We start from the raw sequence: 22764 nt of genomic DNA on the forward strand, positions 1-22764 counted from the left end.
TATAGAAAAGTTATAATATTCTAAGTGAATCTTCTATATTGTTTATTAAATATGAAGATAAACCTTTTCCAATTAACCTTATCTTGCACTAGAATCAATTTTATAATCCTACTCTATTGTTTGTTCTTTATTTCATCATGCCAGCTATCATTGATACTACGGATAAATGATAGTTCACATTTTGGATTACGGTCATATGTCAACAAACCATTAATTTCTTGTTCAACATCTGTCAATTGTGTATAACAATAGCCGTGAAGTACTTTAGAACTATACACAGCTTCCATCACACGACTATAGTCTTTTATAAATTCTTCTGCATTTGCTACAGATGTATAACCCCATCCTGCATTATCACCAACCTTGTAGCCAATGCCACCAAACTCAGTTAAGATAATTGGCTCACCGCAATGCTGGAAGCCGTTCGCGTAAATTTTGCGCTTAGCTGGCTGTGAACTCAGTAAAGCTTCCTTAGTAGCAAGATCTTCTTTAAACCTCCGATACTTTGCGCCTTCGTCTACCGTTCCGTGATTATAATTATGAATCGCACAGATATCTGTCACTGTTAGTTCCCAGCCATCATTTGAGATGACTGGTCGTGTTCCATCTAAAGAATGGATATAGTAATACATAGCTTGTGAATGATGTTGTTGTTGCTCATTACTACGAATATATGGAACACCCCAACTTTCGTTCAATGGCACCCATGCGACAATAGATGGGTGATTATAATCGCGCTCAATAATTTCTGTCCATTCAGCCGTCAGGCGACTTGCTGCTTTCTCTGAATAGAAAGCTGAAGCTGCACATTCTCCCCATACCAAGTAGCCTAGTCGATCTGCCCAATAAAGGAATCGTGGGTCTTCTACTTTTTGATGTTTTCGGCATCCATTGAAGCCCATTTCCTTCGCGAGTAAAATATCTTTTTTCAAGTCTTCATCTGTAGGAGCGGTCAACAGCCCTTCTCTCCAATACCCTTGATCAAGAACCAACTTTTGATAGTATGGTTTATTGTTTAAGTAAATCATGCCATCCTCACTATGGACCTTACGCATACCAAAATAGGAATTTACTTGATCTGAAATTCGATCCTCATCATAAAGTATAAAGATGACATCGAATAAATTGGGGTTTTCTGGAGTCCAAGTCCTCCCATCATGATGAAAATTTGTGTTGAAGATATGTTCTCCAAATATGTTGATGCGTCTCTTCATACATTTCTCCATAATTAAAAATGTATCTTCACAAACCAAATCACCTTTATATTCAATCTTAATCGTTAGTTTCTTTTTTAACGATTCTGGAGAAAAATCAAATGCAAATTCAATATCTCCAGAATCAATGTCGGGTGTCATACGAACTTTTTCAATTGATGCATATGAAACAGGCTCTAACCATACTGACTGCCAAATCCCAGTTGTACGTGTATACCAAATTGAATCTGATTCTTCAACCCAATATTGTTTTCCACGTGGAATGGTCTCATCAGTAGAAGGATCCTCTGCTCTTACAACAATCGATGCCCCTTGATTATTTATAAGATGTGTGATATCAAATGAAAAAGAAGTATGACCTCCTTCATGAGTGCCTGCTAATTCTCCGTTTACAAATACATGTGCCCGATAGTCGACCGCTCCAAAATGGAGCATAATTCGTTGTTCATCCCACTCTTTAGGTATACTCACTTGTCGGTGATACCAGACTACATCATGAAATGTAGAATCCTGAATTCCACTCAATTTGGTTTGATAGGCAAAAGGAACTTGAATTTTTTTCTTAAAGTTTTGCGGCTTCTTATACCAACATTCCCTAAGTCCAATATTTTGATCGTCAAATGAAAAGCTCCATTCTCCATTTAAACTTTCCCAGCTCTGTCGCTGGAACTGAGGACGAGGATACTCTGTACGCATCATTAGAATCACTCCAAATTCATTAATATAGGCTTATAGTCGAATTGTATAGTTATCTTCACTTTAAGATAACCTTTTTATATGGTCTGATTTTGAAAAAACTTAGTGGCTACTTCCTCGAATAATCAATTCAGAAGATAAGATGACTTTTTTAGCAATTCGATTATGTTTTAAACGATCTAACAATAGTTCTACACCCGTCTCTCCCATCAATTCAGTATATACTTTTACAGTGCTAAGAGGAGGAAACACATATTTTGAAACAGTAATGTCATTGACTCCAATGATACTGACCTGTTGTGGAACCTGAATTCTTTCCTCGTTAAGTGCTCGTAGAGCTCCAATTGCTAACGTATCGCTGGCTGCAAAGAAAGCTTCTGGTAAGTCCTCACGGTAATCTGTAATAAATTGTTTCATCAATTGGTATCCATCTGCTGCACTGTAGGCACCGACAACCATAAATTCTGGCTTAAGAGCATTCTTTTCTTTCATATACGTCTCAAAAGTCTGTTCTCGGATTTCAGCAATTGGGTTAGACTTATCTTGAAAAAATTCACGACCTCCAATATAACCAATTTTTCGAATACCTTGATTCCAAAAATAGTCCAATGCTTTTTGTGTGACTTTAGAAAAATCTGTTACTACACTATCAAATTCATCATTTTCTGGTGAAAAGTCCACAAATACAATATGACTAGCCATTTCATTCAATTCTTCCACTTGTTTCGGACTATATTTACCGATTGCAATGACTCCTTTTATCTTTTCCTTCTTAACTTCATCTAGCTCACTATACATGAATTTTTTAAACTGCAAACCATGCTGTTTACATCTATTCTCAACACCCAATCGAATGGACATATAATATAAGTCATTTAATTCTTCTGCCTCTGTATACCAATGGATTAGTGCAATCGTCGGCAAAGAGATTTTTTTCACTTCACGCTTTTTCTTGTAATTTAGGAGCTCAGCGGCTTCAAATATTTTTTGCTTGGTCGTATCGCCCACAGACAAAGAAGAATCGTAATTTAGAACACGGGATACCGTTGCAATCGATACCCCAACATGATTAGCAATATCTTTTATTGTCGACATTTATTTTAATTCCTCTCCCTCTATCAAATCAGATAGTTGTAAATTTATATCGGGTTTTTGCTATATATTTTTCATTTTGTTTAATAATTATAGATGGAAAAGAAGGTTCATTAATAGCATTTGGGTAATTTTGTGTTTCAAGGCAGAGCCCTAAATATTTCCGAGAACAGCCTCCGTTTATTGAAAGATTTTCTGTCAATTGAGTTCCTGCATAAAAGACCACAACCTTTTGATCTGTTTCAATTGAAAGTTTGCGACCAGAATTCGGTTCTATCAAAACAATTTCCTCATCGAAATTGGTATCCAGAATAAACGGATGATCATACCCATTACCTGCAATTAGCGTTTGTGATTCAAAAGATTCTGTTCCTATTCGAACTTTTTTCCCCTTTTGGAAATCAAATGCCGTTCCTATTACGTTCACTTCTTTACCTATTGGAATCAAGTTTTCTTTCAAAGGTAAATAATGGCTGGCTTTTATCTGAAGCACATGTTCCAATATATCAGACTTACAATTCCCACTGAGATTAAAATACGTATGGTTTGTCATATTAATAATGGTTGGTTGGTCTGTGACTCCTTCATAAGAAATATCTAGTGTATCATTTTCTTCAAGACGATAAGTAACTTGCACTTCTCGATTGCCTGGAAATCCCCCCCCTCCATCTGAAATCATTCTTTGAAAAATCAGCTCTTGATTCTCTCCTTCCAACACCTCCCAAATTATTTTATCAAAACCATTGAATCCACCATGTAGATTGTTTTCCCCATCATTTTTCTGTAATTGGTATAGAGAGCCTGCTAGACGAAATGAGGCATTTTCAATTCGTCCAGCGACAGGACCAATTACTGCACCAAAATAAGGAGAGCGTTCTAAATAATCCTCAAAACTTTCAAATCCTAATACAACATTTTTGTAATGATCATTTCGATCTTTAGCTGTCCATTTTGTAATTGTACACCCATAGTTAAGTACTACAATCTCCATACCATTTTTATTCCTCATAGTATACTCAATGACTTCTTTTCCATTCAAGTCACAAATATTCTTCTTTGTTATTAACGTCATGATGGCAGACCCCCTTTTTTATTTTATTGATTGTTCGAATAAATTTTAAAAATGCTCTTCTACCTGATTCTGTCCGTTTGAAGACACCACAATCTTCTAATCCTTTTACAAATTTCATTGCTATAGCTTGATTCACATACTCATTAAGATCAACTGATGGTTCATAGTGTGCTTTCAATTCTTGTGCCCAACTCAAATGTTCTTTTTTTACAACGTTTTCTCCGGTTTGAATATATTTTTTTACATCTAGTAAATCTTCTCTTAGGCGAGGAGGTAATACTGCCAAACCCATAACCTCTATCAATCCAATATTTTCTTTCTTAATGTGGTGTACATCTGCATGTGGATGGAAAATACCAAGCGGGTGTTCATCCGATGTTCGGTTATTACGTAAAACAAGATCTAGCTCATATAACCCATTTCTCATCCGTGCAATTGGAGTAATCGTATTGTGTCTTGTAGAGCCCGTATATGACAAGATGTTTTGCGTTTCATCATTATAGGTTTTCCATACCTCTAAGATAAACCCGGCAGCTGTTGCAAGTTCAAAGAGATTACTACTACGCAACCGCATGACAGACAGTGGCCAGCGGATTGTCATGGCTTCTATCGAAGGAAACTTTGCTAAATGAAAATGATTCTCTTCTTTCGCCTTCGCCATCGGAAATTCATATTGACCTCCTTGATAGTGGTCATGAGTTAAAATCGATCCCCCTACAATCGGTAAATCTGCATTAGATCCCGCAAAATAATGTGGGAATTGTCTCACAAAATCGAGAATCCGATAAAAAGTACTGAAGTTAATTTTCATATCTCGATGTTCTTCAGAGAGCAAGATACAATGCTCGTTATAGTAAAGATATGGTGAATATTGAAGATACCAGCGCTCTTCCCCCAGCTCTAAGGGTATAATACGGTGATTAGCCCTTGCTGGATGATTCAAATGACCGATAAACCCTTCATTTTCAACACAGAGTAAACATTTGGGATACTTTGTCTCCGACTCAGGGTACAATTTCGCTCTAGCTATTTCTTTAGGGTCTTTCTCAGGCTTTGATAGGTTAATGGTGATATCTAATTCACCATACTCTGTTGAGGCTTTATAGCAGATATTTTTCTTAAGGCGTTTAGTTTGGATGTAATTTGATGCTTGGCTCAATTCATAAAAATAATTTGTAGCTTTTTCTGGAGATTGATTATAATAGCCCCAAAACAACATAGAGATTTCAGATGGCTTTGATGTGAATATATTCATAAGATTTGCCCCAAATATATCTTTTTCTACTAAAAAAGGCTGCACAATCCCTTGGTCGACTGCATAATCAGTGATGAGGTCCACAAAATCAGTGAGTGATACCTCAGGTAAGTCTTCCTTAGGTAAAACAAAGACATTTAATTTTAATAGACCAAGTAGCTGATTTCGTAGATAAATGTGATCTCGTTCTTGTACGATTCCTGCTTTACACGCTTCTTTAATTAGTCCTTCGATATAACTATAGATCATATTACATCCCCCATTTTTTTTACTTTGTCATAACCTTGAGGATGACTATTATGCCATTTCCAAGCATCTGAGATAATTCGTTCGATTTCTGTTCGAGATGGTCTCCACCTCAATATTTCTTTCGCTTTTTTGGATGATGCAATTAATATAGCTGGATCTCCATCACGTCTATTTCCAATAAATGTGGGAATTGGATGGCCTGTCACTTTACGAGCAGACTCGATGATTTCTTTGACAGAAAACCCTTGACTGGAACCCAGATTGAAAATATTACTTTCATTGTTCCCTTTAAGATATTCAAGTGCCAAAATATGCGCATCAACTAAGTCTTCAACATGAATATAATCACGGATACAAGTGCCATCAGGAGTGTTATAGTCTTCTCCAAAAATGTTGATGTGTTCTCGTATTCCGTTTGCAACTTCAAGCACAACCGGGATGAGATGTGTTTCAGGGGTATGGGCTTCTCCAATTTCCCCAGAAGATCTAGCCCCTGCTACATTAAAATAACGAAGTGACACGTACTTAATTCCATAAGCTTGATCACACCACTTCATCATTTTTTCCATAACCAATTTTGTTTCACCATAGGTACTTGTTGGCTCAGTTTGAGCTGTCTCTGTAATCGGTATAATTTCTTGTTCTCCATACGTAGCAGCTGAGGATGAGAATACGATTTGATTGATATTGTGGTGATGCATTACTTCAAGAAGTACTTGAGTTCCGTAGACATTGTTGTCATAGTATTTCAATGGGTCTCCCATTGATTCACCTACTAGTGAGTTAGCTGCAAAATGAATGATTTGTGTGATTTTTTCTTTTTTAAATACTTCATTCAAAAAATCTCTATCTCGGATATCCCCCTTGTATAGATTTGCATGTGGATGAACTGCCTCCTCATGCCCTGTTTGTAGATTGTCGATGACAATAACTTCCTTGCCTTGATCCAATAATTGATATACTGCGTGTGAACCTATATATCCAGCTCCTCCAATAACCGCGATGCTCATATTAAATCATCTCCTTTTTATTTCGCGCGCCCCATCACCGATATGTGCGATATAGAAAGTGGCTTCACGACCACATATTTTACGGTAGGTGTCACCAACTTTTTCGACGAACGCATCAATAAACTTGTTCTTGACGATTGCAATAGCACAGCCGCCAAATCCAGCTCCAGTCATACGTGCGCCTATTACACCTGGTTGTTCCCAAGCGGCATGAACTAGCGTATCCAATTCTTTACCAGTAACTTCATAATCTTTTTCGAGAGAGCAATGAGACTCGTTCATCAGTTTACCTACAGCATTTAGGTCCCCTTCCCTCAATTTAATAAGAGCTTTAATCGTTCGTTCATTCTCATATACAACGTGCTTAGCTCGCTTCTCTAACACCTCATCTCCAATAATATATTTATTCTCTTCAAACTGATTAGGCGTCACTTCTCCAAGGTAACGAACATTCATTTTTTGTTTAAGCCGTTTAAACGCTTCTGTGCATTCACTTCTACGTTCATTATATTTCGAATCAACCAACTCACGACGCTTATTGGTATTCATGATGACAATACTTTCACCTTTCAACTCAATAGGAGCATATTCATATTCTAAGGTTTTACAATCTAACCATATCCCACTACCCGATTTACCCATGCCGATAGCAAATTGATCCATGATACCACTGTTTACACCAATATATTCATTTTCTACGCGTTGTCCCATTTGTATCATTTCAATTCGATCGATCGTTAGATCATAAAGACCTCGTAACATAACAGCGGTAGCCAATTCAATCGACGCTGATGAAGAGAGCCCTGCTCCATTCGGTATATTCCCATAAAATAGTACGTCATAACCTGTTTCTATTTTATGACCTTTTTCTTTGAAGAGTTTAGTCATCCCTTTTGGATAACTAATCCATCCATCTGATGAATTACGTTCTAAATCGTCTAGGGAGCTTTCCATCACTCCCATTTCTTCAAAATTTAAAGACATTAAGCGGATAAGTTGATCGGATCTTTTTCTAACTAAAGCATAAGTACCGAATGTAATGGCAACTGGAAAAACATGTCCACCATTATAATCCGTATGTTCTCCAATTAAATTGACTCTACCTGGGGCAAAAAAGATGCGTTCTACCTTTTCCTGAAATATTTTTTCAAATGTTGTTTCTAAAGATTCTATTCTCATAGCTAAAATCTCCTATTCTCCACTTTTTTACATATATCATCTATTTTGCACAAACCACTCACAGAAAACGCTTACATTTTTTATTTTATTTTATTTTTAGTTAAAGTCAACTTATTTTTACTGTTTTTTTACTAAAAAATATTTTTTTATTATTTATTTTGAATTTGGTTATACTATTAATATTATTTCCCTAAAAAGTATTATCAGTAAAAATAATATCTTTTATATATAGGAAAATCACTACCAATCTTCTCTCGCGCACTATGCGATTACCAACAATAATTGACGATAGTTTATACTATAATGAACATTAAACCAAATAATATTTACCTAAAAAGTATTATTTTTAAATACTTTCCAATTAAAATCATTTGAAAATCTATTAAGGAAAGTCTTTCAAAATCCCATTATTTTTTAGTTAAAATTATATTGTTTTTTTACTAAATTTGTTTTAAGATTCAAATGTAAGCGATTCCAAATAACTTATTTTAAAGGAGAGCTGAAAATGACTAAAAGGAAGTTGGGAATGATTCTTGCAACTTCAATGCTTATATTAGGTATAGTTGGTTGCAAAGGAAATGAATCTTCAGATTCATCGAACAGCGGTAAAACAGAAATTCGATTTATTAATGGTTTTACTGGTGGAGACGGGGCCTATATGAATAAAATTGTAGACGGCTTCAATAAATCACAGGACAAGTATAAGGTCATTCAGTCACAGGAAAAAGATCATTACACAAAATTTAAATCCAGCCAATATGATTTAGTTGTCATACACGAGTCTAACCTTGACACATACGTGAAAGATAACATGATTCAGCCTGTTACACCATATATGGATAAGGCAGACCTTAAAGAAAGTGATTTCCATAAAGCAGGAATTGATTCGACCACTGTGAATGGAAAAATGTATGGTGTGCCACTCGATATCCATCCCTTAACCATGTTCTATAACAAAGAATATGTAAAATCAGAACCAAAAACATATGCTGATTTGAAAAGAATCAATGAAGAAGTACAAAGTATTAACAAAAATCTCTATACACTCGGTCTTCCTTCAACAGGACTTGTCGAATTTTACATGACAACAATCGCAGCCCAAAATAACATCAACCTTGTTGAAGGCGATTATTTAAACTTTGCTCAAGAGCCATTTGCTGATGCACTCATGACGTATCATGATATGGTATTTGAAGATAAAATGTCACCATCAAAACTTGGACTTGATGGTGAATTCCAAACATTTATGAAATCAGCTAATAATGATACGAAACAATCTGTAGTTTCACTAACTGGCCCTTGGTATTTTCAGGCTTTAAAAGAGAAGTTCGGTGATAATCTTGGTATCAGTACAATTCCGCAATTAGGTAAAAAAATCGCTACAACTGGTAACGCACATACACTTGCTATTCCGACAAACGTAAAAGATGAAAAAGTAAAAACGGGTATCGAGCAATTTCTTAAATATATGTATATACCCGAAAATTTAGCGAACTGGGCAGAAGCAGGGCAAACTCCCACTCATTTAGCCACTTTGAATTTTATTCAAGAGGATTCAAGTAAATATGAACTTGCTTCGAAAAATCTTTCGCAACTAGATCATTACGTATCAATGCCTCATGTTTACCTATATAGTGAACAAATGCGTTATATGAGTGAAGTTGTATTCTCTAAATTAGTAGGTGACAAAGATTTTACAAAAGATAAATTGATGAAAGAACTTGAAACTGCGACAAAGAAGGCTAAATCTGCTGCTGCTACCAGCAAATAATCACTATTCTAAAAACAGGGTAAGCAGCTGAGCTGCTTACCCTGTTTTCTTAAGGGGAGGGCTTACAAATGAATCATACAATGAGGACAAAATGGAAAGCACTTATTTTCATTGCCCCATTTATATTATGCTTTTTAGCATTTTGGCTCGTCCCATTCCTATATGGTATTTGGATCAGCTTGAATGATTACCGTCTCTCAATGGGAAACCTAGGGTTCATAGGATTAGACAACTATAAGGCAATCTTTAATCCAAACACCATGTATTACGATCAATTCTTTACAGCGCTGAAAAACACTCTCGTATTTATCGTCATCAGTGTCCCCCCATTGGTGTTAATCAGTTTAGGGCTCGCTTTATTGATTGATAATCTTCCGCAAAAACTCAAAGTCTTTTACCGGACAATCTTTTTTTTCTCTTATTCAATTTCAGTAACAGCCGTCTCAGCTATTTACCTTTGGTTGTTCAACGCTAACGGTGGCTTTATCAATAATTTCCTTGTGAAGTTGCATTTGATCAATGAACCGATTAACTGGTTGAGTGAGCAACCTTATGCTTGGATTGTTGTTCTTATCTCTACAATTTGGTGGACAATTGGATTCAACATGTTGTTGTTTGTCAATGCTCTGGATGAAGTTGATGGGAGTTTATATGAAGCTGCCGATTTAGATGGTGCTACTGGCTTCAAAAAATTCCGATTCATTACCTTCCCAGAAATTCGGAACGTTGCTTTCTTCATCTTAATTACTACAGTAATTTCGTCTTTTAATTTGTATGGACAAACTTTACTTATTACAAAAGGTGGGCCTGACCAATCAACGACCTCTTTAATTATGAATATCAATAACACTGTATTTAGTGGAAACCAGTTAGGAATCGGTTCAGCCATGGCAATTGTAATGGGTATCATCATGATGATAATTACTGCATTCCAGTATTGGGCGAATAATAGAATAGAAAAAAAATATTAGTGAAAAACATAAAGTTGCATTTTAGTCTATCAAGAGGAGTTGATGAAAGATGAGAGAGAAAAAAATGAAAACCACAATATTAGTCATCGTGGCTACGATATTGGCAGCACTCTTTATTCTGCCTCTCGTATGGATGGTGTTTACTTCATTCAAAACACTTGGTGAGTCTATATCCAGCTCGACACTCCTTCCTAAAGTATGGACATTCGAGAACTATTCTAATCTGTTCAATAGCTCGTCAGATGTAAAGATACTCCTTTGGACACTTAATACAGCTCTTGTCACTGCAGTAGGAACATTTTTGGTTATAGTTGTTGATATCTTGGCGGCTTATGCTCTAGCACGCTTGAATGTTCCAGGAAAAAAAATAATTTTAGGAATTGTAATCATTGCATTAACGATACCTGGAATTGTCACCTTATTCCCAGCATTTTATCTGTTTAAAAATTTCAACTTAGTGGATACTTATATTCCTTTGATTTTGCCTTATTCAGCAGGAACGATGGGAGTTTTCTTAATTTACAATTTCTTACGCTCTTTCCCAAAAGAGTTAGAAGAAGCTGCATACTTGGATGGTGCATCCCAGTGGGACGTCTTGATAAAAGTAATTTTCCCTTCAATCAAGCCCGTTGTCACAACGCTTGCTGTCATCACCTTTTTATCAATTTATAATGATTATCTCTGGCCATCTCTTGTTACGAATTCAAATGAAATGAAGACGTTAACACTGGGTATTGCAACGTTGATTCAAGGTTCGAATTTCGTCAATCCTGCAGCAATGATGGCTTCGACTGTCGTCGCAACATTACCAGCCCTTATTATCTTTTTATGGGCAAACAAGTACTTTGTCAAAGGAGTCACCAATTCAGGTATCAAGTAATTCAATGAAGGTAGGTATAGATGATGAAACTCAGCTTCCGAAAAGTAAAAAAATGGAAAACGAAGGATATTCACATGCGTGACCCCTTCATTTTCCCCTCGAAAACAGAAAAGCGATATTATTTGTTTGGTACTACATTTGCAGATGGATGTGGCGACATCGAGCCTATGTTCGAAGTCTACATCAGTGAGAATTTAGAAATATGGGAAGGTCCCTTTCCTGCCTTCCTTCCCTCTAAAGGTTTCTGGGGAGTGCGTCATTATTGGGCACCAGAAGTGTATGAAATCGATAGTCGCTACTACATGTTCGCTACATTTAAAGGGGGAATAGGCATTCATCGTGGAACGGGAATATTGGTTGCAGACCATCCTGCCGGGCCTTACGAGCCATTAGTGAACGAACCAGCAACTCCACCCGATTGGGAATGCTTAGATGGAACTTATTATGAAGATGAAAAGGGCCAACGTTGGGTTGTATTCTGTCATGAATGGACTACTGAATACGAGGGGAAAATCATGGCTCAACGTCTCTCACGAGACCTAAATTCACGTATTGGAAAGCCATTTGAAATTTTAAATGCAGCAAAAATGCCTTGGATTCGAAAATTTGCTGATCCACGTATTGAAAAAGACGGTTATTTGACAGATGCTCCCTTTTTCTATAAAACGGTTGATGGTGAACTGTTGATGCTATGGTCGAGCTATTCAAAAACTGGATACAGTGAAAATAGCTTTGGCGGTTATACAGTTGCTATTGCACGTTCAAAAAATGGAGAAATGGAAGGACCATGGACACATGATAAAGAGCTGCTAATGGATTACAATGCAGGACACTCTAGTTTGTTCAATGATTTTTCTGATAAAACATATATTTGTACACATTATCCCGATACACCACATGGCCAAGAACGTCCATGCTTTCTACCCATAGAAGAGCGAAATAATACCCTACACCTTTTCAACAAACCACAATAGATGTTAGGGTTCACCGTACTTTTTGGGGTTCTGTTACAAAGTTTCTTAGCAGATAAAAAGTTAATTTAATTACAATTAAATGTTATGCAACTCTTAGTAATTGCTGTAATGATTCCGTTACAAACTTTCTCAAGAGATATACAGAGTTCTGAACATATAAAGAAATATTATACGGATACCAGTAATTGTTGTAATTCATGATAAACTGAGAAGGCGAAGTCTGAATGAAGATTTCGCCTTTGTTTGTATAGGGCATGAATGGTTTCAATTCCTTTTATTGTACGTGAAGCATGATAAAAACTTTGAAATCCTGCAGATTTAGCAAAACGTCGCTTTACATGTCTATGGTCTTCTTATATCAGATTATTTAAATGCTCGATTGTACAATGAGTCGTATGTGTATAAAAACCTTCTTCTCTTTATTTTTTAATCGCACAAAGTAACACTGGCGCTTTGTCTGTTGTGAGAACCGTTGGTTGTTGCCAAAACCTTATGAAACTTTATAAGGTTTGTTGACTTCCCTATTCTACGTGTCCGATTTTGCCGAAGCTACTTTCGTTTGCTATGACACTCCAAGGGCGTAAATTTGGATACAACGAATCCTACATATTAGCACTAACGTTTCGAATGTTAATTTGCTAATTGATAACATGACAAATTAATAGATGCATTCAAATCCCTGTCCATACGATGCCCACATTTGCAATGATACATCCTGTCTTAAATGTTTGTTGACTTCACCACAATTTGAACACGTTTTAGAAGAGGGAAACCACTTATCAGCTTCAATATATTCAACCCCATATTTTTCACATTTATACTGTATTTTCATTTTGAAATCATATAATTTTTGTTGTGCCATGGCTTTCGATAAGTGTTTATTCTTCATAATTCCCTTAATATTCAACGCCTCCATCACAACTCTGCAAGGTTTGGTTTTCACGATTGCAGTAGTTACTTGGTGAATATGATTATCTCGGATATTTATCAAACGTCTATGTAAGTGTTGTATCCTCTTTTCAAGTTTTATAATATTGCTTGTTTTGACGAAACGGATACCCTCCTTATTCATTTCATATTTACGAGAAACTTGACGTTGCAACCTACGAAGGCGTTTCTCCGCCTGCTTAACTACTTTTGTTTTATTAATGTTTTTAAATTCCATTCCATTAGAACAAACAGCAAGTTCTTTAATACCTACATCGGTTCCGTTGCAAAGTTTTCTAAGCGAGATTAAAATGGAAGAAAAATGATTCGAGGAGCATGATGCATGTGATATTTTAAAGGAAAACAATTCAAGAAAGATATTATTTTGGTAGCCGTCGGCTATTATTGCCGTTTTTCTTTAAGCTATCGTGATGTATCTGAAATCCTGAAAGAGCGTGGTGTTTCCGTTCATCCAACAACTATCATGCGTTGGGTTCATGAATATGGAAATCTCATCTATCAAATGTGGAAGAAGAAAAACAAATCAGCACACCATGCTTGGCATTTGGATGAGACGTATATCAAAGTAAAAGGGGAATGGTGTTATTTATATCGTGCCATTGATAGTGATGGACATACACTGGACTTTCAACTTCGAAAAACACGTGATCACAAAGCTGCCTATATGTTTATGAAGCGACTCATCAAAGCTTTTGGAGAACCTACGGTTCTTACAACAGACAAGGCTCCAGCCTTGCTTTGTGCATTGAAAAAGCTAAAACATAATGATTTTTATGTACGTACAAAACACTGCAAAATTAAACACCTCAATAATCTGATTGAACAGGATCATAGACATATAAAACGTCGCTTTGCTAAATCCGCAGGATTTCAAAATCTTCGTCATGCTTCTCGTACCATCAAAGGAATCGAAACCGTTCATGCTTTATATAAACAAAACAGGAGCCTTAAACCAGACTCCTGTTTTTCAACGTGTAATGAATTACAAAAATTATTTATCGCTGCATAATAGATTCGTGCAAAATTTCTCATCTCATTTGATATTAAAAAAACTTTGCAACGGGACCAGTAATCCTGCTACTACTTTCTTATTTTTAGGTTTAGTACAGTGATAAAACAGGAATCCTATATTCTCTAAATTTATAAGGTTCCTAATGTCCGCTTATACTTATTGCGTGATTTGGTTCCATTGCTAGACAGCCCCCCAATAGTGCTTGTTTTTCTTTTCCTGTTATTTATATTTAGTTTAACTCTCTCTAGTGTTATATAAAAATAATTCACCATCAACACATATTTATTGTATAATTTCTATATAGCAAAGAAAAAAGCATCCTATTTGGATGCTTACATGAGTATTTTTAAATATGAGAACTGATTTATAAACTAAATACAGATAAACAATGTATATGCTTACTACCGTGTACTGTAATCTGTGATGTCCTCGGGTATAATTAATGAGTGAATCCACCGCCAAGTTGTTGTTCAGCCATTGCAACTAAACGTTTTGTGATTTCACCACCAACAGAACCGTTTGCACGAGATGTTGTATCTGCTCCAAGCTGTACACCAAACTCTTGTGCAATCTCATACTTCATTTGATCAATGGCATTCTCAGCACCTTGAATCAACACATTATTATTTCTGCTATTCTTGTTTGTCATATCGTTTCACCTCCTACGTTTTTAATATGCTACGAATCACGGAAAAATAATTACCCCTTTTTATGGTAATTATTAATTTAAATGTGTAAAGATTCCATATAATGAGAGCCTCACGAACTAACAATCCATTTTGATATGCAATATTTTATAACATATAGATAGCTAATTTTTATAAAATAATAGGTCGAGTTAGAGATATTTTGATTAGGAAATTCTAGAGTTGTTCCCAGTCATCGTAATAATTTACCAGGTGTTTATTCTGAAATCATATGCTAACATCTAAATACTGGCGTTCACCATCCCATGAATTTCAGTAACTACATCCATAAAAAGTGCTCCTAGATAGATCTAGGAGCACTTTTTATGAAACATTCTTTCTTCCCTTCTTACCAACCTTTTTATAACAACCATGTTTGACAACTTGACGAATATCTATCAGTTCATTTTCTTGAGTTTGAAGCATTTCTGAAACTTCTACAATAATTGTATTTGTTAAAATATTTACTACATATCCAGTTAATTTTAAGGAAGGATTATCACGATAAGGAAATTGAACATATTCCCCTCTTTTCACTGTAATTATTTTTCCCATATAAAAACTTCCTGAATTCATTTCATGTTTACAATTCATTAGATCTGTTTCATTTTTCTTTCGCCAATTCTTCCACTTTTGGTAGATCAAATTTCCATATACATGAACCCAGTGCATGTTGGTTGTTGGTCGAACCGAAACACCACGTTCTTTCAAAATTTGAAAGACGATACGATAGCTTAAAGAAAAACGACAATAGTAGCAGACGGCTATCAAAACAATATCTTGTTTGAATTATTTTTCTTTAAAATATCCCATTTGTGATTCCCCTCGCTTTGTTTTGAAAAAGTTTAGCTTACTTTTAAAAACTTTGCAACAGAACCATTGCTGGCATAGAGGCCATACACATGATCAAAAAGGAACAGATAGATTTAGGACACCGGTTCTGTTCAAAATCAGAATACCTGTAACAACCAGTTATTTGGACTCATTGCATAAGATAAAATTCCGCTAGGAATTTACAATCAATTTGTTCCTATGTTCATATTTGCACCACAAACAAAAAATTAAAGAGGATAGGATTTTACAAAAATACCTTTTACCGTACAACAAAGTATCTCAATAATGTCATTAAGCAAGGTCATCAACATGTGAATCGAATTTTTTCTCGTTCCTTAGAGTTTCACATGCCACTCGTACGGTAAAAGGTATAGGAACTGTTCATACAATATACAAGCAAAAACGAAGTCTCTAACCAGACCCCGTTTTTATTTATATATTTCATAAAACCTAACTGTCACATTCCAGATACTTTATGTTTCAGGTAACTTTGCAACAGTACCCTCAAAAGTCACTATTTTATTTTTTTGTAATATACGCCCATTTGTAACTAAAATCCCCACTAAACGTATGTTTTGCAACCCCTTTAACATATGGTTTTTCTAGGTAAGCAACACTCTGTTGGTACACAGGGGAGATCGCTACATCTTCAAATAAGATTTTTTCAGCATCCAAAAGTGCTTCCCAGCGTGCTTTTTCATCCGTCAATAATTCGCCTTTTGCTTTTGCGACAAGCTCATCATATGAAGAATTAGAATAAGCCATCTCATTGAAAGAGCTGTCTGTGATAAACATATCAATAAATGTCATTGGATCTGGATAGTCTGGGCTCCATGCAGATAAAGAGAAATCATATTCTAATCTTTGCTCTAAATCTAGCTTTTGTTTAAACGGCTGTTGTTTAATATTTACTTTTAAACCTGGTAAGTTTTTCTCAAGATCAGATTTGATATGTTCACCAACCGTTTTCAAATTATCTTTATCATAGTTTAACATTTCAACTGTAATTGTATCCTGGCCAAGTTCTTTTTTTGCCTCTTCCCACAGCTTTTGCGCTTTCGCTACATTATCCTTACCTTCACGGAAGTTTTTATTTGAATCTCGAAAATCTTTACCATCCGGTCCTTTTGTAAAATTTTTCGGCACCAAATAATACGCTGGTAAAGACCCGTCATTTAAAATAACGTTTGCAATTCCTTCTTTATCATATGCTAAGTCAAATGCTTCTCGTAATTTTTTGTTTGTAAACACTGTATTTTGCTGATTAAAACGCAGAAAGTACAAACGTGGATCTAATTCAGATTTAAATTCTGAACTTTCCTTATATTTGTCAACAAATTCAGAATTTAATATCACACGGTCTACTTGATCACTTTCGTATAGGTTTACACTCGTTGACGTTTCTTTTACGATATTCACATTAATTTCTTTTAATTTCACTTGATGTTTATCCCAATAGTTTGCATTTTTCTTTAATTGATAGCTTTGCTCGTGCTTCCACTCGTTCATCGTAAACGGTCCGTTATAGAGTAGTTTATTTGCTTCTAGCGCGTATTGATCGCCTTGTTCAATCACAAATTTCTCATTTAACGGAAAGAGCGTTGGGAAAGTTGTAAGTTCCAAGAAATATGGTGTTGGCCTGTCTAACTCAACGATTAGTGTTCTATCATCTTCTGCTTTCACACCAAGTTCGTCAACTGGCAATTCGCCTTTATTAATTTTCTCTGCATTTTTAACATCAAATAGAATAAAAGCATATTCTGCCGCTGTATTTTTATCAACCGCACGGCGCCAAGCAAACACAAAATCTTGTGCTGTTACAGGTTCACCGTTTGACCATTTCGAATCACGTAAATGGAATGTATATGTTTTCTTATCTTCACTAATTTCAACATTTTTTGCCACACCAGGTGTTGGCTTATTATCTTGATCTAAGCGATATAAACCTTCCATTGCATTTACAAATACACGAAATGATACAGTATCAGTAGACTTTGATGTATCCATAGAAGGGATTTCTGCCGTTTCTAGTAAATTTAATACTTGTTTATCAGCAAGTACTGCACTGCCCTCTTTTTCTTTCCCTTTTTCTGTTGTAGATTCACAACCTGAAACGAATACACTGGTCGATAATGCAAGTACTGTAATAAAAGAAGTTTTCTTTTTCATCTCTTCTCGTTACCCCCTTTAATTTTGTAAGATAAATAATGAAGATGATTGTTTTGAGTGAATATTCAAAACAATCATCTTTAAAACTTCTATGATTCTCTCAACTTAGATATAATAGGACAAAGATTGTTACTACTTTTCTAGTTCTTCTTCTTTTTCATCCATTAATTCCATATATATATTAGCCACTTCAACTATTGGAAATCCCTCAGTTACAGTTTGTTCTATCATATTCTTTTCCTTCTTTCTCTTTTTCATATTTTATTGTTCAGCAGTATAAGTGGTAAATGGTTATGAAACATCTTTTCTTTTATCCTCTTTATATTCAGACTCCCAAAAATCAGCATTCTTTATTCCAAGTTCTTGAGGATTAAATACAGGATTCTTTCCTTTTTTCTTCTGCTTTTCATAGTCTTTTAGAGCAAGAAGTGCTGGTTTTTGCAACAATAAAATGGCGATAATGTTTACCCAAGCCATAATCCCAACCCCTATATCACTGAGCGTCCACGCAGTCGTCGCTGTTTTCACACAACCATAGTATATAACACCTAAAAATAGAACTTTTAATACCGTCAACATCCACGGACGATTTTTATACCGGTTTAAATATGCAATATTAGTTTCAGCAATATAGTAAAAACTCATAATAGTTGTAAGGGCGAAGAATAGTACACTAATTGCAACAAAGGCATTTCCAAACCCAGGCAATACAGATTCGACAGCAGCCTGTGTATACCCTGGTCCTGGCTCTGCACCATTCATTTTATCTACAATAAACCCTTTTCCACTTGCATCAAACACACTATACATACCTGTAATGATGATCATAAATGCGGTCGCTGAACAAACAAAAAGTGTATCAATGTAAACCGAAAATGCTTGTACAAGCCCTTGTTTTGCAGGATGGGATACTTCTGCAGCAGCGGCAGCATGTGTTCCAGTTCCTTGACCTGCTTCATTTGAATAAACACCGCGTTTTACACCCCAGGAGATTGCTAAACCAATGATTCCTCCAAATACTGAGTCTAATGCAAATGCACTTTTGATAATTAGCATAAAAGCATCCGGTAACTTGTCAATATTTAGAATAACGATTAAACAGGCTACGAGAATATAGCTGACTGCCATAAATGGTACTATAATTTGCGCTACATTAACGATACGTTTTATACCACCAAAAATAATGATTGCTATTACAGCAACTAATATTACTCCCGATACAGATGTATTAAAACCAAACGCCGTTTCTAAACTAGAAGTAATAGTATTTGCTTGTACACCTGGAAGTAGCAAACCTGTTGCTACGATGGTCACCACAGCAAAGACCATTGCATACCATTTAATCCCTAAACCTTTTTCTATATAATATGCTGGGCCACCACGGAATTGCCCCTTATGTTTTATTTTGTAAATTTGTGCCAGTGTTGATTCCACATAGGCAGATCCTGCGCCTAAAAAAGCAACAACCCACATCCAAAAAATTGATCCTGGTCCTCCAAACGCAATAGCTGTTGCGACACCAGCGATATTTCCTGTACCAACACGCCCTGACAAAGAAAGGGCTAAGGATTGAAATGAAGAAACACCTGCTTCTGATTTTTCTCCTTTAACAGTTAATTTCACCATTTCACCCACATGTCGTACCTGCATGAATCTTGTACGAATCGAAAAATACAACCCTGAGCCTAGACATAAATACACAAGTACAGGACTCCAAATAATATCATTTAGCCAATTGATGAATGCTTCCATGCAATGCACTCCTTTTCATGTCGTTTTTCGTATTTAATAACTATCCGAGAAATATTTCTGGTTAAAAACCTGATAAAATCCTATAAAGCACATAAGATACGTCATAATAAATATTTTTTGAATAATTGATAGGAATTTATTGAAGAATTTTTTATAGCAATCCCCCTTTCGCGAAAAATGTCGATTTTTATTTAAGTTGCATCTAGCATAACACGGGAATTTCAAAAAAAAAATATATTTTGAAAATTACAAAAAATAACATTTTTATAATTATGAGAAAAGAATAACGGTTCTGATGCAAAACTTTAAAATATATGAAAATAAACTTTTAAACTTGAAATACTGATACTATTACTTTTTAAAAGGTGTATGATTAGTATGAAAAAGAAAAATGTATTTAAGTGGTAATATTATCAACCAAGCATTATGACCTTATCGCATAATAGTAAATTCCGTTAGGAATCTACATTGGAGGTTAGTAGTATCAGTACGCCAAGTTTGATGGATCTCTTGTAATTGATTTTTTGTCGAAACATGTAGATTTTTCATTTTTTCTGAATTATAATTAAATTATATTAATTGTAAATAAAAAAGTTTTTATTTACATCAAAGAATATACTCCTCTAACAATGAGAATGAATATAGTTTTACCCACCACACTTTGAAAACGCTTTCTTAACGATGTTTTGAATTTCAAAGAAATTAATTAATATCAATAAAAATAGACTTTAGCTGTATATGCTGTATATATCGGCTTTCTATTTTTATAAAAATCCAGTTATGTTTCCTATTGAATTCCTAGCATAATACAAATACATTTATTTTCCTTTTAATTTAATGTCTATTTTGCCTGATCGTTATAAAGCATTTGTTTTATTCAAATATTGATGTATTCATTACTTATCCAGCTAGGAATCAAATTAATAAATTCATCATGTAATCATTGTTTGTAACAGATACACCACATTCTTTTATCTTTTTACACTAAGACCTACTTGCTTTTAGATATTAAAAGCTCTCCTAAAAAAAGAGCTATAATACATATATTTGAATTCAATACACACCTTTTTCATTGGAAAGGAGGGGATCATTTTCAATTATGTTTTGAATTTACATAGAGTAATTTATAATTAAATTTTTTGGAGGAATGTAGATGGAAAAATCAATCATGAAAAAAGCGGTGGATATGAGTTGGAATGCAAATGACAAAGTGAAACAACTTTTGTTCTTCTCAGTATCTTCAAATCGAATAGCAAATCAACTTGAAGACAACGGAACAAATATATCTAAAAATAAAGATAAGCCCCCCGATTATCGACCTATTCAACTTATTGGTCTTATAATTGGACCGTTACTATTTATTTTAACTATGTTATTTTTTTCTCCAGACGGATTAAATGACAGTGCAAAAGCAGTCTTAGCATCTACAATATGGATAGCAGTATGGTGGATTACAGAAGCAATTCCTATTCCTGTAACTTCTCTATTACCACTTGTATTGTTGCCGATTACAACAGCACTTGATGGTGATAAAGTAGCATCTTCGTATGGAAACCCAATTATTTTTCTATTTTTAGGTGGTTTTTTAATTGCACTAGCAATGGAAAGGTGGAATGTACACAAACGAATAGCAGTTTTGATTATTTCGGTAATTGGGACAAGCCCGAAACGAATTGTTTTGGGGTCTATGTTGGCCACTGGATTTTTATCTATGTGGGTGTCAAATACAGCAGCCGTTATGATGATGCTTCCGATCGGAACAGCTATCATCTATCAAATAACAGATAACATCAAAAAATCAAAAGAAAAACATATTCCGCTAAAAAATTTTGAAAAAGCACTTATTTTCGGAATTGGTTTTTCAGGAACAATTGGTGGATTTAGTACGCTAATTGGAACAGCACCTAACATTCTTTTAGCAGCCACCATTCAGAAATTATATGGAATTGAAATCCCCTTTAATCAGTGGTTATTTTTCGCTACTCCAATTGCATTCATATTATTAGTATTTGTATGGTATTATCTTGTTAATTTTTCGTTTTCAGTAAATTTTAAAGAGCTACCGGGTGGAAAACAATTCATTAAAGATGAATTAAAAACTCTTGGAAAAATGACATTTGAAGAAAAAGCAGTTTTAAGTGTATTTTTATTTGCAGTTTTTATGTGGATTACAAGAACCTTTTTATGGACCGAGATTATACCAGGTATTAGTGATACAATGATTGCGATTGTCGCAGGTATTACACTATTTTTAATTCCTTCTAAAAGTACGCCTGGCAAACTATTAAATTGGGATGCATCACGGGAATTACCGTGGGGGGTGTTGTTACTTTTTGGAGGAGGACTGGCAATAGCTGCTGGTTTCAAAGAGTCTGGTTTGGCAACTTGGATTGGGCAACAATTACATGTTTTGGAAGGAATGAATTTTCTAGTCATTATTATAATTACAACTGCTTTTGTATTATTTTTAACGGAAATCACATCAAATACAGCAACGGCTACGATGATCTTGCCTATATTAGCATCACTTGCAGTTGCAATTAATGTACATCCTTTTGCTTTAATGATACCTGCTGCAATGGCGGCAAATTGTGCTTTTATGTCACCTGTTGGAACACCACCAAATGCAATCATTTTTGCAACCAATAAGATAACTATTGGTGAAATGGTAAAAACAGGATTTCGGATTAATATAATAGCAATTGTTTTAATTGTAAGCGGTATTTATTATATTTTACCAGTTATTATGGATATTACGTTGGATGTATTCCCAATTGAATATAAATAAGAATTTTTCTGAGCAAGCCTTGAATGGTTCTGTTGCAGAGATTTTCTCTATTTAAAAATATAAGATAAACATAAAATTTATAAGTATAAATAGAGTAATATGTACTTCATTCACTATTTTGGGGTATTTAAAAATTTTGCTACAGAACCACTAACTTAATTTTTTATAGCTTTGCAAGACTTTTGTTATATTTACGTTAGCGTTTTGTAAGA

At 34.9% G+C, this 22764-nt stretch carries 15 protein-coding genes and 6 pseudogenes; 8 read left to right on the forward strand and 13 right to left on the reverse strand.

The genetic code is table 11. From position 1 onward, the window contains the following. Positions 1-113: 113 nt before the first annotated feature. From ACP6L7_RS09115 to ACP6L7_RS09140, 6 genes are all read right to left on the reverse strand, one after another. Positions 114-1913 (reverse strand): glycoside hydrolase family 2 protein, encoded by a 1800-nt coding sequence (locus tag ACP6L7_RS09115; protein ID WP_430529041.1) that lies wholly within the window; start codon positions 1911-1913, stop codon positions 114-116. 99 nt (positions 1914-2012) lie between these two features. Continuing rightward, entirely contained in the window at positions 2013-3005 is a 993-nt protein-coding gene (locus tag ACP6L7_RS09120; RefSeq protein ID WP_430529042.1) for a LacI family DNA-binding transcriptional regulator, read from the reverse strand. Positions 3006-3033: 28 nt separating this feature from the next. Next, positions 3034-4074 (reverse strand): aldose epimerase family protein, encoded by a 1041-nt coding sequence (locus tag ACP6L7_RS09125; protein WP_430529043.1) that lies wholly within the window; start codon positions 4072-4074, stop codon positions 3034-3036. Beyond that, entirely contained in the window at positions 4043-5578 is a 1536-nt protein-coding gene (gene galT, locus ACP6L7_RS09130) for a UDP-glucose--hexose-1-phosphate uridylyltransferase (protein ID WP_430529044.1), read from the reverse strand. The genes ACP6L7_RS09125 and galT overlap by 32 nt, the downstream gene beginning before the upstream one ends. Further along, on the reverse strand, positions 5575-6588 hold the full coding sequence (gene galE / locus ACP6L7_RS09135) for a UDP-glucose 4-epimerase GalE (RefSeq protein WP_430529045.1): 1014 nt from the start codon (positions 6586-6588) through the stop codon (positions 5575-5577). The genes galT and galE overlap by 4 nt, the downstream gene beginning before the upstream one ends. A gap of 6 nt (positions 6589-6594) precedes the next feature. Further along, positions 6595-7767 carry a galactokinase gene (locus ACP6L7_RS09140; RefSeq protein WP_430529046.1) on the reverse strand — a complete coding sequence of 391 codons (1173 nt, stop codon included), beginning with the start codon at positions 7765-7767 and terminating at the stop codon, positions 6595-6597. A gap of 505 nt (positions 7768-8272) precedes the next feature. Here ACP6L7_RS09140 and ACP6L7_RS09145 point away from each other — a divergent pair. The 4 genes from ACP6L7_RS09145 to ACP6L7_RS09160 all read left to right on the forward strand — a co-directional run bounded on the left by ACP6L7_RS09145 (position 8273) and on the right by ACP6L7_RS09160 (position 12363). After that, positions 8273-9538: an ABC transporter substrate-binding protein gene (locus ACP6L7_RS09145; RefSeq protein ID WP_430529047.1), complete on the forward strand. Its 1266-nt coding sequence runs from the start codon at positions 8273-8275 to the stop codon at positions 9536-9538. 68 nt (positions 9539-9606) lie between these two features. Beyond that, complete coding sequence (locus ACP6L7_RS09150) at positions 9607-10509, forward strand: carbohydrate ABC transporter permease (protein WP_430529048.1); 903 nt, start codon at positions 9607-9609, stop codon at positions 10507-10509. 49 nt (positions 10510-10558) lie between these two features. Continuing rightward, a complete protein-coding gene (locus ACP6L7_RS09155) occupies positions 10559-11389 on the forward strand; it encodes a carbohydrate ABC transporter permease (protein ID WP_430529049.1) in 831 nt (276 codons plus the stop codon). Positions 11390-11409: 20 nt separating this feature from the next. Further along, positions 11410-12363, forward strand: coding sequence for a glycoside hydrolase family 43 protein (locus ACP6L7_RS09160; RefSeq protein ID WP_430529050.1), 954 nt, complete (start codon positions 11410-11412; stop codon positions 12361-12363). Between the two features lie 167 nt (positions 12364-12530). On the opposite strand, the pseudogene ACP6L7_RS09165 reads toward ACP6L7_RS09160, so the two are convergent. Beyond that, positions 12531-12842: pseudogene (locus ACP6L7_RS09165) on the reverse strand (DDE-type integrase/transposase/recombinase); the annotation flags it as partial. A gap of 151 nt (positions 12843-12993) precedes the next feature. Further along, positions 12994-13573: pseudogene (locus ACP6L7_RS09170) on the reverse strand (RNA-guided endonuclease InsQ/TnpB family protein); the annotation flags it as partial. A 66-nt stretch (positions 13574-13639) separates the two neighbouring features. Here ACP6L7_RS09170 and ACP6L7_RS09175 point away from each other — a divergent pair. Then, positions 13640-14320, forward strand: a pseudogene (locus tag ACP6L7_RS09175) (IS6 family transposase); the annotation flags it as partial. A gap of 442 nt (positions 14321-14762) precedes the next feature. Here the strand turns inward: ACP6L7_RS09175 and ACP6L7_RS09180 are convergent. The 3 genes and pseudogenes from ACP6L7_RS09180 to ACP6L7_RS09190 all read right to left on the reverse strand — a co-directional run. Further along, complete coding sequence (locus ACP6L7_RS09180; protein ID WP_430529051.1) at positions 14763-14972, reverse strand: alpha/beta-type small acid-soluble spore protein; 210 nt, start codon at positions 14970-14972, stop codon at positions 14763-14765. 361 nt (positions 14973-15333) lie between these two features. Next, entirely contained in the window at positions 15334-15564 is a 231-nt protein-coding gene (locus ACP6L7_RS09185; RefSeq protein ID WP_430529052.1) for a DUF2187 domain-containing protein, read from the reverse strand. A gap of 48 nt (positions 15565-15612) precedes the next feature. Then, a pseudogene (locus tag ACP6L7_RS09190) lies at positions 15613-15786 on the reverse strand (IS6 family transposase); the annotation flags it as partial. A gap of 101 nt (positions 15787-15887) precedes the next feature. Between ACP6L7_RS09190 and ACP6L7_RS09195 the strand changes: the two are divergent. Both ACP6L7_RS09195 and ACP6L7_RS09200 read left to right on the forward strand, forming a co-directional pair. After that, a pseudogene (locus ACP6L7_RS09195) lies at positions 15888-16002 on the forward strand (IS6 family transposase); the annotation flags it as partial. Positions 16003-16064: 62 nt separating this feature from the next. After that, positions 16065-16258: pseudogene (locus ACP6L7_RS09200) on the forward strand (IS6 family transposase); the annotation flags it as partial. A 104-nt stretch (positions 16259-16362) separates the two neighbouring features. Here ACP6L7_RS09200 and ACP6L7_RS09205 read toward each other — a convergent pair. Both ACP6L7_RS09205 and ACP6L7_RS09210 read right to left on the reverse strand, forming a co-directional pair. Further along, complete coding sequence (locus tag ACP6L7_RS09205; protein WP_430529053.1) at positions 16363-18012, reverse strand: peptide ABC transporter substrate-binding protein; 1650 nt, start codon at positions 18010-18012, stop codon at positions 16363-16365. Between the two features lie 291 nt (positions 18013-18303). Continuing rightward, a complete protein-coding gene (locus ACP6L7_RS09210) occupies positions 18304-19764 on the reverse strand; it encodes an alanine/glycine:cation symporter family protein (RefSeq protein WP_430529054.1) in 1461 nt (486 codons plus the stop codon). Between the two features lie 1153 nt (positions 19765-20917). Between ACP6L7_RS09210 and ACP6L7_RS09215 the strand changes: the two genes are divergently transcribed. After that, complete coding sequence (locus ACP6L7_RS09215) at positions 20918-22552, forward strand: SLC13 family permease (protein WP_430529055.1); 1635 nt, start codon at positions 20918-20920, stop codon at positions 22550-22552. Positions 22553-22764 lie beyond the last annotated feature (212 nt).

Origin of the sequence: Bacillus silvicola (genome assembly GCF_050524305.1) — a bacterium.
In the GTDB taxonomy this organism is placed as follows: Bacteria; Bacillota; Bacilli; order Bacillales; family Bacillaceae_G; genus Bacillus_A; species Bacillus_A cereus_AT.

Bases quoted from the DNA above. Each gene is read 5' to 3' on its own strand.
- galE (WP_430529045.1), bottom strand. From the start codon at position 6,588: ATGAGCATCGCGGTTATTGGAGGAGCTGGATATATAGGTTCACACGCA.
- galT (WP_430529044.1), bottom strand. From the start codon at position 5,578: ATGATCTATAGTTATATCGAAGGACTAATTAAAGAAGCGTGTAAAGCA.
- ACP6L7_RS09180 (WP_430529051.1), bottom strand. From the start codon at position 14,972: ATGACAAACAAGAATAGCAGAAATAATAATGTGTTGATTCAAGGTGCT.
- ACP6L7_RS09115 (WP_430529041.1), bottom strand. From the start codon at position 1,913: ATGATGCGTACAGAGTATCCTCGTCCTCAGTTCCAGCGACAGAGCTGG.
- ACP6L7_RS09215 (WP_430529055.1), top strand. From the start codon at position 20,918: ATGGAAAAATCAATCATGAAAAAAGCGGTGGATATGAGTTGGAATGCA.
- ACP6L7_RS09150 (WP_430529048.1), top strand. From the start codon at position 9,607: ATGAATCATACAATGAGGACAAAATGGAAAGCACTTATTTTCATTGCC.
- ACP6L7_RS09120 (WP_430529042.1), bottom strand. From the start codon at position 3,005: ATGTCGACAATAAAAGATATTGCTAATCATGTTGGGGTATCGATTGCA.
- ACP6L7_RS09140 (WP_430529046.1), bottom strand. From the start codon at position 7,767: ATGAGAATAGAATCTTTAGAAACAACATTTGAAAAAATATTTCAGGAA.
- ACP6L7_RS09205 (WP_430529053.1), bottom strand. From the start codon at position 18,012: ATGAAAAAGAAAACTTCTTTTATTACAGTACTTGCATTATCGACCAGT.
- ACP6L7_RS09145 (WP_430529047.1), top strand. From the start codon at position 8,273: ATGACTAAAAGGAAGTTGGGAATGATTCTTGCAACTTCAATGCTTATA.
- ACP6L7_RS09125 (WP_430529043.1), bottom strand. From the start codon at position 4,074: ATGACGTTAATAACAAAGAAGAATATTTGTGACTTGAATGGAAAAGAA.
- ACP6L7_RS09155 (WP_430529049.1), top strand. From the start codon at position 10,559: ATGAGAGAGAAAAAAATGAAAACCACAATATTAGTCATCGTGGCTACG.
- ACP6L7_RS09210 (WP_430529054.1), bottom strand. From the start codon at position 19,764: ATGGAAGCATTCATCAATTGGCTAAATGATATTATTTGGAGTCCTGTA.
- ACP6L7_RS09160 (WP_430529050.1), top strand. From the start codon at position 11,410: ATGATGAAACTCAGCTTCCGAAAAGTAAAAAAATGGAAAACGAAGGAT.
- ACP6L7_RS09185 (WP_430529052.1), bottom strand. From the start codon at position 15,564: ATGGGAAAAATAATTACAGTGAAAAGAGGGGAATATGTTCAATTTCCT.